The 10,222-nt window shown below is 65.3% G+C and carries 7 protein-coding genes, 2 rRNA genes and 1 pseudogene (1 of these 10 running past the window's edge); 6 read left to right on the top strand and 4 right to left on the bottom strand.

Going from position 1 to position 10,222, the window contains the following annotated elements; translation table 11 throughout:
• Together N4G47_RS19460 and rrf are read left to right on the top strand one after the other, a co-directional pair.
• Positions 1-1,759: ribosomal RNA gene (locus tag N4G47_RS19460) — 23S ribosomal RNA — on the top strand; it begins 1,121 nt to the left of the window's first position.
• A gap of 126 nt (positions 1,760-1,885) precedes the next feature.
• Positions 1,886-2,000: ribosomal RNA gene (gene rrf, locus N4G47_RS19455) — 5S ribosomal RNA — on the top strand.
• Positions 2,001-2,383: 383 nt separating this feature from the next.
• On the opposite strand, the pseudogene N4G47_RS19450 reads toward rrf, so the two are convergent.
• The 3 genes and pseudogenes from N4G47_RS19450 to hemH all read right to left on the bottom strand — a co-directional run bounded on the left by N4G47_RS19450 (position 2,384) and on the right by hemH (position 6,592).
• Positions 2,384-4,488, bottom strand: a pseudogene (locus tag N4G47_RS19450) (methyl-accepting chemotaxis protein).
• A 290-nt stretch (positions 4,489-4,778) separates the two neighbouring features.
• Entirely contained in the window at positions 4,779-5,633 is an 855-nt protein-coding gene (locus N4G47_RS19445) for an alpha/beta fold hydrolase (protein WP_475289681.1), read from the bottom strand.
• Entirely contained in the window at positions 5,630-6,592 is a 963-nt protein-coding gene (gene hemH, locus N4G47_RS19440; protein ID WP_475289984.1) for a ferrochelatase, read from the bottom strand. Before hemH ends, N4G47_RS19445 begins: the two co-directional genes overlap by 4 nt.
• A gap of 165 nt (positions 6,593-6,757) precedes the next feature.
• On the opposite strand from hemH, the gene N4G47_RS19435 reads away from it, so the two are divergent.
• The 4 genes from N4G47_RS19435 (at position 6,758) to tatC (ending at position 9,180) form a co-directional block, all read left to right on the top strand.
• Positions 6,758-7,654, top strand: coding sequence for a lipid-binding SYLF domain-containing protein (locus N4G47_RS19435; RefSeq protein WP_107232664.1), 897 nt, complete (start codon positions 6,758-6,760; stop codon positions 7,652-7,654).
• A 75-nt stretch (positions 7,655-7,729) separates the two neighbouring features.
• Positions 7,730-7,957, top strand: coding sequence for a Sec-independent protein translocase subunit TatA (gene tatA / locus N4G47_RS19430; protein ID WP_005420453.1), 228 nt, complete (start codon positions 7,730-7,732; stop codon positions 7,955-7,957).
• Between the two features lie 15 nt (positions 7,958-7,972).
• The gene (tatB, locus tag N4G47_RS19425) at positions 7,973-8,434 is read left to right on the top strand and encodes a Sec-independent protein translocase protein TatB (RefSeq protein WP_475289677.1); all 462 of its coding nucleotides are present in this window, start codon (positions 7,973-7,975) and stop codon (positions 8,432-8,434) included.
• Positions 8,431-9,180, top strand: a complete 750-nt coding sequence (tatC, locus tag N4G47_RS19420; protein ID WP_057497773.1) for a twin-arginine translocase subunit TatC — start codon at positions 8,431-8,433, stop codon at positions 9,178-9,180. Before tatB ends, tatC begins: the two co-directional genes overlap by 4 nt.
• 85 nt (positions 9,181-9,265) lie before the next feature.
• On the opposite strand, the gene N4G47_RS19415 is transcribed toward tatC, so the two are convergent.
• Positions 9,266-10,177, bottom strand: a complete 912-nt coding sequence (locus N4G47_RS19415; protein WP_057497774.1) for a BPSS1780 family membrane protein — start codon at positions 10,175-10,177, stop codon at positions 9,266-9,268.
• Positions 10,178-10,222: the final 45 nt, after the last annotated feature.

The raw sequence follows: 10,222 nt of genomic DNA, 5'->3' as shown, positions 1-10,222 counted from the left end.
GCTAAGCACTGAACCGAAGCTTGGGGTGCATAACTTTGTTATGCGCGGTAGAGGAGCGTTCCGTAAGCCTGCGAAGGTGGATTGAGAAGTCCGCTGGAGGTATCGGAAGTGCGAATGCTGACATGAGTAACGATAATGCGGGTGAAAAACCCGCACGCCGAAAGCCCAAGGTTTCCTTGCGCAACGTTAATCGGCGCAGGGTGAGTCGGCCCCTAAGGCGAGGACGAAAGTCGTAGTCGATGGGAAGCAGGTTAATATTCCTGCACCTCGCGTAAGTGCGATGGAGGGACGGAGAAGGTTAGGTGTACCAGGCGTTGGTTGTCCTGGGGAAAGGCGGTAGGTTTGGATCTTTGGCAAATCCGGGATCCTCTAAGACCGAGCACCGAGACGAGCCTTTATGGCGAAGTCACTGATACCACGCTTCCAGGAAAAGCTCCTAAGCTTCAGCTTACGCAGACCGTACCGTAAACCGACACAGGTGGGTAGGATGAGAATTCTCAGGCGCTTGAGAGAACTCGGGTGAAGGAACTAGGCAACATGGCACCGTAACTTCGGGAGAAGGTGCACCCTTTTTGGTGGCTCGTGCGAGCTATAGCTGAAGAGGGTCGCAGTAACCAGGCCGCTGCGACTGTTTATCAAAAACACAGCACTCTGCAAACACGAAAGTGGACGTATAGGGTGTGACGCCTGCCCGGTGCTGGAAGGTTAATTGATGGGGTCAGCCGCAAGGCGAAGCTCTTGATCGAAGCCCCAGTAAACGGCGGCCGTAACTATAACGGTCCTAAGGTAGCGAAATTCCTTGTCGGGTAAGTTCCGACCTGCACGAATGGCGTAACGACAGCGGCGCTGTCTCCACCCGAGACTCAGTGAAATTGAAATCGCTGTGAAGATGCAGCGTTCCCGTGGCAAGACGGAAAGACCCCGTGAACCTTTACTATAGCTTTACACTGAACGTTGAGTTCGTCTGTGTAGGATAGGTGGGAGGCTATGAAACTGTGGCGCTAGCTGCAGCGGAGCCATCCTTGAAATACCACCCTGTCGTGCTTGACGTTCTAACCTGGGCCCATTATCTGGGTCGGGGACCGTGTATGGTGGGTAGTTTGACTGGGGCGGTCTCCTCCTAAAGAGTAACGGAGGAGCTCGAAGGTACGCTCAGCGCGGTCGGACATCGCGCACTGTGTGCAAAGGCATAAGCGTGCTTGACTGCAAGATCGACGGATCAAGCAGGTAGGAAACTAGGACTTAGTGATCCGGTGGTTCTGTATGGAAGGGCCATCGCTCAACGGATAAAAGGTACTCCGGGGATAACAGGCTGATACCGCCCAAGAGTTCATATCGACGGCGGTGTTTGGCACCTCGATGTCGGCTCATCACATCCTGGGGCTGTAGTCGGTCCCAAGGGTATGGCTGTTCGCCATTTAAAGTGGTACGCGAGCTGGGTTCAGAACGTCGTGAGACAGTTCGGTCCCTATCTGCCATGGGCGTTGGAGATTTGAGAGGGGCTGCTCCTAGTACGAGAGGACCGGAGTGGACGAACCTCTGGTGTTCCGGTTGTCACGCCAGTGGCATTGCCGGGTAGCTATGTTCGGAAGCGATAACCGCTGAAAGCATCTAAGCGGGAAGCGCGCCTCAAGATGAGATCTCCCGGGGCACAAGCCCCCTGAAGGAACCATGTAGACTACGTGGTTGATAGGTCAGGTGTGTAAGTACAGCAATGTATTGAGCTAACTGATACTAATGATCCGTGCGGCTTGACCATATAACCTCAAGTTGCCTTGGCTTTACGACAACGTCGTAAGAGCATCCAAGTGCACGCTACGTCACAAGAACTATGCGAGGCTGGCGCCTTGTCCCAACGGGACGAGTGCGACTCTCCAAAAGCCTCCCTGGTGAAATTAGCGCTGTGGAACCACCCGATCCCATCCCGAACTCGGAAGTGAAACGCAGCTGCGCCGATGGTAGTGTGGCTCAAGCCATGCGAGAGTAGGTCATCGCCAGGGTTTATACCCAAAACCCCGCTGCTTGCGCAGCGGGGTTTTCTTTGTGCGCAGGAAACACCGGGTAGTGCCGGCCGCTGGCCGGCAGACGCGTTGATGGAACCGCCGCGAGCGGCGGCGCCAACCAAGGTTGGCGACTACCGATGGCAGGGGGATCAACGATGGATCCACGCCATGCGTGGCTGCCCTCCGAGCGGAACCAAGATGCCAACGAAGGTTGGCAGCTACCCGCAGCAGGCCCACGGAATGATCGTTTGTCGGCCAGCGGCCGGCACTACCAGGGATCGACGCTCGGCAGCTGTATCGGCGTGGCCCATCACGCAGAACACGCAAAAAACGGCGCCCTGCGGGCGCCGTCTTCACGTGGAGCGTGTTGGAGGCAGAGATCAGGCGACCCGTGCCACGCCGTGTGATTCCTGCCGTCGGAACACCGAAACTGCATCGTCCAGCGTTCCCGCCTGCGACTGCAGCTCGCGTGCTGCGGCGGTCGCCTCCTCCACCAATGCGGCATTCTGCTGCGTCGCCTGGTCCATCTGCACCACGGTCTGGTTGATCTGCTCGATGCCGATCGACTGTTCCTGCGATGCGGCGGAGATCTCGCGCATCAGGTGACTGACGTTCTCCACGCCACCGACGATGCCCTGCATGCGCTGGCCGGCATCGGCGACCAGCTGGGCGCCCTCACCGACCTGGCGGCCGGCTTCGTCGATCAGTGCCTTGATCTCCTGTGCCGCAGCGGCCGAACGCTGTGCGAGCACGCGTACCTCACTGGCAACCACGGCGAAGCCACGGCCCTGCTCGCCGGCGCGCGCCGCTTCAACTGCAGCATTCAGCGCCAGGATGTTGGTCTGGAAGGCAATGCCGTCGATCACGCCGGTGATGTCACCGATCCGCTTCGACGCGCCTTCAATGGCCTGCATGGTGTCGACCACCTGTTGCATCACGGCGTTGCCGTCGCCGGCGGCACTCTGTGTGGACGCGGCCAGCTCACTGGCCTGGCGCGCATGGGCGGCGTTCTGGCGGACGGTGGAGGTAAGTTCCTCCATCGATGCTGCGGTCTCCTGCAGATGCGCCGCCTGACGCTCGCTGCGCTCGGACAGCGCGCCATTGCCGGCAGCGATCTCACTGGCGGCCGTGCTGATCGAGGCGGCGCACTGCTGGATGTGGCCCACCATGCGAGAGAGCTGGCCGGCGGTGGCATTGGCGTCGCGTTGGATCGCGGCGAACGCGCCGTGGTGTTCGCCGTGCATGCGTCGGTCGAGATCACCACTGGCCAGCGCAGAAAGCATCTGCCTTACCTCATCAACGGTGCTGCCGAGCGTGTCCAGCAACTGGTTGATGCCGCCGGTCAGGCCATCGAGGAAGCCGGCGCCTTCGCGTTCCTGCAGGCGCTGGTCGAGGTCACCGGCAGCGGCAGCGGCGACGATGCCGGCCACCGCGTTCTCCAGCGCCAGTTCATGGGTACGGTCATGCCACTCCACCGCAAAGCCCAGGCGCAGGCCCTGTGCGTCGAATACCGGAGTAACCACCTGGGCGAAGTGCACCGGGCCGATCTGCACCTTGCCGTTGTGGGTGACCTGCAGTCCATTGAGGATGGCGCGGATACGCTCGGGATTGGCGTGGAAGCGGTGGATGCTGCTGCCGACCAGGCGCTCCGCGTCGAAGTCCGGGAAGGCCTGGCGCAGCGTTGCCTGCTGGTTGCGCAGCAGGGCCACCACCGAGCGGTTCACATAGCGGATCACGTGGTCGTTGTCGGCGATCATCATCGCCGTGCGCGAGGCATCCAAGGCCTGGCGGATCTGTGCGTTCTCGGCATTGGCGGCGGCCTCGCGACTGCGCTGCGCCTGCACGTGCCGCGCGGTATCGGCCAGCGCATGGGCCAGCGAGCCGGGTGCGTAGGCCGTGGTGTTGGCATGCGCGGCCAGGTCTGCGCCGGTGGCGATGTCGCGCGCCAGCGCGGCCAACCGTCGCGGACCATGGCCCAGTGCCTCGGTCTGCTGGCGCAGGCGCTGGGCGACCTGACCGAGCAGCACGGTCAGCCCGGCGAGCACGCCGGCCTGCAGCAGCGCCGGGCCTGGCGCGGCCCCGTGCAGCAGCGGAACCAGCAGGGACAGCGCGCCGACAGCGCCTGCCAGCCATACCGGCAGACGATCGCGGTGGCCCAGCAGAACCCCCAGCAGCAATGCGATCGGCAGTGCGGGCGACAGGCCGACGATCGCGCCTACCCCTGCCAGCTGCGCTGCGAGCAGCAGCGCCAGACCATTGCGGGCGATGGCACTGCCGGCCAGGGGGCCGGCCAGCCACGCCGCCGGCAACACGGCAGCCGCTGCCAGCGAAGCCTCCAGCAGATGGTTGCCGCGCAGGGCCAGCCACAGACCTGCGGCAGCCAGCGCTGCGCTGCCGATCAGCAGATGGCGGTCACCCCGGCGGGCGAGCTGCAGCAGGTGCGGCAGGCGGGTGGTATCGGGGGGCGGGAGGATACAACGGACATCGGCGACTCCTGGATCAGCAGACGACAACGGCCACGCCGCAGCGCACGCAGATAGGCGCGTGCAGGACATGGACCGGGAATTCAGGGAATGCGGCGCGGACAGCGACGCGGAGACGGGACACCGTGGCCACATCCTGTGGGTGACGGTGCAGCAGAGCGGGCATGCGGACTTCCTTGCAGAACCTGACACACGCCGCAGGCCCGACCGGACCTGCGTGCCGCGGGCGCAGGGGCCCGCAACTGATGTATCGGCCGCAAACGCGCAGAGTGAAGTGCGCGGAGGCTGCGACTCAGCCGGCGTTGTCGACGGCGAGGAAGCGCAGGATCACCTCGGCGATCTGCGCCGGCGTTTCCATGTGCAGGTGATGGTTGCCGGCGAACAGCGCCAGCCGTCCATCACGCAGGTGGCGCAGGCGGTCGCTGCGCATCGGCTCGGGGTAGTAGGACTGTGCCGGCGTGGCGTAGATGACCTGCGTCGGGCAGGCGATGGCCTGCAGCAGGTTGTCGATCTGACCTTCGCTGAGCCGGATCGCGGTGGGCAGCATCAGGCGCGGGTCGCTGCACCAGCGATAGCCGCCCTCGACCGGTTCCACGCCACGTTCGACCAGCAGACGTGCACAGGGCTCGCTGAGCTGGTTGGCCATCATCCGCGCACGGATCGGTGCGGCCAGATCGGGAAATACACGCAGCTGCTTGCGCGCCAGCCCGCGCGTGGCATTCACATGCTCGCGCAGGCGATGGGCGGTGTCTTCCTCGGGGCCACGCAGGCCACCCAGTGCCTCGATCGCTACCAACCGTTCCACGCGATCGCTGACCGAGGCGGTGAGGCTGGCGATGCCGGCACCCATCGAATGACCGAGCAGGTTGAAGCGGTCCCAACCCAGCGCATCGGCCACATCGAGCACGTGGCAGATCGCGGCGGCGGTGGTGTAGCTGGCGCCCGCCGGCAGGTGCGCGCTGTGGCCATGCCCGGGCAGGTCGATCGCCACCAGCTGCAGCGTTGACAGGTGCGGGGCCAACGGCACGAAGCTGGCGGCATTGTCGAGCCAACCATGCAGGGCCAGCACGCGCGGACCGTCACCGTCATGGCGCAGGCCGGCAACGCGCGCGCCAGCGACCTCCAGTTCAAACGGTTGCAGACTCATGCCAGCGCGGCCACGGCCAGCTGTGCCAGTGCGCGTGCGTGCTCCGCATCGGCGTTGAGGCACGGGATGTAGCGCATCGTCGCGCCACGCTCGGCCAGTGTCTCGGTGAAGCCCAGCGCCACCTCTTCCAGCGTTTCCAGGCAATCGGTGGCAAAGCCCGGGCAGACCACATCGATCTGCTTCACCCCGGACTCGGCCAGCGCCCACAGGCTCGGCTCGGCGTACGGCTGCAACCAGCGTTCGCGGCCGAAGCGCGACTGGTAGCCCATCTGCCACTGGTCGCTGCTCAGGCCCAGCGCTTGGGCGATGGCCTGCGCGCTGGCTTGGCAGCGTTGCGGATACGGATCGCCGGCGTCAGCCAGGCGCTGCGGAATGCCATGGAAGGAGAACATCAGTGTCTGGCCGCGGCCATGCTGTTCCCAATAGCGGCGGATCGAGCCGGCCACGGCCTCGACCCAGCCCGGATCGACCGAATAGTCACGCACCAGGCTGACCGTCACGCCCGGATTGCGCCCCTGCCAGGCATCAACACGATCCTCGACCGAGGCCGTGGTGGTGGTCGAGTACTGCGGGTACAGCGGCAGCACCACAATGCGGCGCGCGCCTTCGGCCGCCAGGCGGTCAAGTTCGCCGGTCAGCGCGGGTTCGCCATAGCGCATGGCGTGGCGCACCGTCAGCGCCGGCAGCAGGCGCTGCATGGCCTGCGCCAGCTGACGCGTATGCACCATCAACGGAGAACCCTCGGGCAGCCAGACCTGGGCGTACTTGGCCGCGGAACGGCCGCTGCGCAGCGGCAGGATCAACCCGCGCAGCAACGGCTGCCACAGCAGCGCCGGGATCGAGACCACGCGGGGGTCGGACAGGAATTCAGCCAGGTAACGGCGTACGGCGGGGGCCTTCGGCGTTTCGGGCGTGCCTAGGTTGACCGCCAGCACGGCGGTATCGGGTGCGTCGAGCATGGGCGTCATTGTCGCCGATCCGGCGCCGCGCCGGGATGCAGGGTTCGGATTGCAGGCATAGCGCGCATCAATGTGAGCAGGGAACGCTCATTGGAGATTCATGACAACACTACTAATTTCAGTCACTTGCTATATCTTCCTATGGACTGACTTCTGGAGCCTGCCATGCGTCGCCCGATCCAAGCCCTGCTGATCGCCGCCAGCCTGCTGTCCAGCCAGGCCATGGCCGGACCGCAGGAAGACCAGCGCGCCCGCAACGCGGTGCGTGTGCTGGCTGAAATCCAGGAAATCCCTGAACAGGGCATTCCGGACAAATTGCTCGACGAAGGCCGCGCGGTCATCGTCATTCCCGACACGATCAAGGCCGGCCTGGTCATCGGCGGACGCCGCGGCCATGGCCTGATGTCGGTACGCATGCCCAATGGCGCCTGGTCCAGCCCGGTGTTCGTGAAGCTGACCGGCGGCAGCATCGGCTTCCAGGCCGGTGTGCAGTCCTCGGACGTGGTGCTGGTGTTCCGCAATGACCGCAGCCTGGACAATCTGGTCAACGGCAAGTTCACGCTGGGCGCCGATGCCGGCGTTGCGGCCGGTCCGGTCGGCCGCAATGCCGCCGCTGCCACCGACGGCCAGCTGAAGGCCGAGATCTGGTCGTGGTCGCGTGCCCGTGGCCTGTTTGCCGGTGTTGCCCTGGACGGTGCGGTGCTGCAGATCGATGATGCCGCCAATCTGGACGCCTACGGCAGCAACACCACGCCGCGGATGATCTTCGAGGGCCGCGCCGCCGGTGCGCCGTCGATGGATGTGGTCGCCTTCCGCGATCGTCTGGAAGAAGCCACCTACGCGGCGCGCAACAACCGCGCCGGCAATGGCGGCAACGCACCGCGCGCGGCGGCCCCGGCCGTGGCGCCGACGCCGGCGCCTGTTCAGGCAGCTCCTGCGGCCCCGGCCGAGGCCACCACGGCGCCGCTGCAGAACGTGCCGCAGAACCCGCCGCCGCAGCAGCAGGGCTTCCAGCCGGTCAACGACGGCGAAATCCGCACGGAAACGCTGGGCGGAAACTGACTTTTGTCACGCGCGCCGGTTAACAGCCGGTGCGCTATGCTCGACAGCCTGATCACTAACGTAACGAGCGTCTTTATGGGCAGTTTCAGCATCTGGCATTGGTTGGTCGTGCTGGCGATCGTTCTGCTGGTGTTCGGCACCAAGCGCCTGACCAGCGGCGCCAAGGACCTCGGCTCGGCGGTCAAGGAATTCAAGAAGGGCATGCGCGACGAGGACAAGCCGAACGCGCAGCTGGGCGACGAGTCGCGCAGCCAGGATGCCTCGCGCACCGCGCAGGACGAGCACGACCGCAACGCTCGCTGATCCGGAGCGGTCGCGGTGTTTGATATCGGCTTCAGCGAACTGCTGGTGATTGCGGTGGTCGCCCTGGTGGTGCTCGGTCCCGAGCGCCTGCCCAAGGCGGCTCGCTTCGCCGGCCTGTGGGTGCGTCGTGCCCGCAATCAGTGGGATTCGGTGAAACAGGAACTGGAACGCGAGCTGCAGGCCGAGGAGATCAAACGGCAGATGCAGGACGTGCGCCAGGGCATGCAGGACACCGAGAACCAGCTGCGCGCCAGCGGTGAGGCGATCCGTCGCGAAGCCCAGCAGGCGCAGCACGAAGGGGACGCCTTGGCGCAGGAAGTGCGCGCGCCGGCGCCGGCGGATGTTCCGCCGCACCTGAGCGAACCTGTGGCGGCCGACGCTGCGGCACAGGAGGGCGCTGCGGTTCCACCCGCGGCTGGCACGGCCGTCGAAACCAGTGCGACGCCGCAGCCGCAGAGCACGGAGCGGCATCCATGAGCGAACAGGACTTCGGCGAAAGCTCGCTGGTCGAACATCTGGTGGAACTGCGCGGGCGCCTGGTGCGCGCGCTGTTGGGCCTGGGCGTGGTGCTGCTGGGGCTGTTGCCGTTTACCCAGCGGCTGTACAACGCCCTGGCCGAGCCGTTGGTTTCGCAGCTGCCCAACGGGCAGACGATGATCGCCACCAATCCGGCCGGCGCCTTCTTCGCACCGTTGAAACTGACCTTCTTCGTGGCGTTGTTCGTGGCGGTGCCGTGGCTGCTGTACCAGCTGTGGGCGTTCGTTGCGCCTGGCCTGTACGCGCGTGAGAAGCGCCTGGCGGTGCCGCTGCTGGTGTCATCGGTGCTGCTGTTCTACACCGGCTGTGCGTTCGCCTACTTCCTGGTGCTGCCGGCGGTGTTCCACTTCCTGACCACCTTCAGCCCGGACGTGATCGCGATCACTCCGGATGCGAATGCCTATCTGGACTTCGTGCTGGCGATCTTCTTCGCCTTCGGCGGCAGTTTCGAACTGCCGGTGGCGATGGTGATCCTGGTGCTGCTGGGCTGGGTGACGCCGCAGCAGTTCAAGGAAGGGCGCGGCTACGCGATCGTCGGCATCTTCGTGCTGGCGGCGGTGCTGACCCCGCCGGACGTGGTGTCGCAGCTGATGCTGGCGATTCCGATGTGCCTGCTGTACGAGCTGGGCATCCACGCCGCACGCTGGCTGGTGCCGTCATCGGCAGTGAAGAAACCCGCCGCGTGATGCGGTAGCGCCGGGCCATGCCCGGCGTGCGGGGTTCGATGTGATGCCACCGCCGGGCATGGCCCGGCGCTACCGGTGGGACCGGTCAGGCGTGGAAGATGTCGCTGGAGGTCGGCGTGGTCGGGATCGGCGGGGCCGCGCGGCTGCCGCGATGTACGAACATCTGCTTCCACGCGGCATAGACCGCGCCGACGTAGAGCGGCATCAGCACTGTGGTCAGCACCAGCTGGGCGATGAAGGCCGCTGCCAGCGGACCACCGATCAGCATCGCGATCTGGATCACGATCACGAACAGGATGTACATGCAGAACGCGGCGATCAGGCCGAGAACGGCGAACACGATCATCGCGCCGATGTTCTCGATGCAGCCCTGCAGGCTCAGACGCAGCGCGTGCATGCCGCTCTGCTTGTCGAACACCACCAGTGCCGGCTGGGTGAACATCGCCAGCGACAGCGCCACCGCGCTCAGGAACACCAGCAGCATCCACAGCGCAATGCGCTTGGCCGGCAGGTTGGCGACCAGCGCAGCCGCATCGTCCGGGCTGATCTGCTGGCCGCTGCGGCTGATCTCTTCCATCTTGGTCATGACCTCGCTGAAGGCGGTGAAGCCCTCGCGGCCGATCATCAGGAACAGCAGCGCGCCCAGCAGCAGCACCGCCAGCACCTGGATCGCCAGTGGCACCAGCAGGTGGCTGACGCGGTGGTCGCGGATCGGCTGCAGCAGGTGCGAGGCCAGGCCCGGGCGGCCTTCGTCGATCTCGCCCACGGCGTACAGCATGCCGCCGAACATGATCGGCGAGATGGCCAGCGTCATCAGCTGCACGGCCAGGCCAGCGGCACCGGGAATCAGCGTCGACAGCAGGGTGACCACCCAGCTCACCAGCAGCCAGGTCAGGCCGATCCGGGCCAGCTGCAGCGGCGCACGCCGGTACAGCGAGAACGTATCCAGCAACCACTGGGCGCCCGCCGAAGCCGGCAGCTTGCGAATCTCTTTCATGGACATCCGGGAAGGACAGGAGGGGGCCGGGCGGCTGCCCGTGGC

The sequence above is a fragment of the Stenotrophomonas sp. GSD10 genome (genome assembly GCF_056172695.1).
The sequence above is the reverse complement of the archived record's forward strand: the minus strand, read 5'-3'. Positions and strand labels throughout refer to the sequence as shown.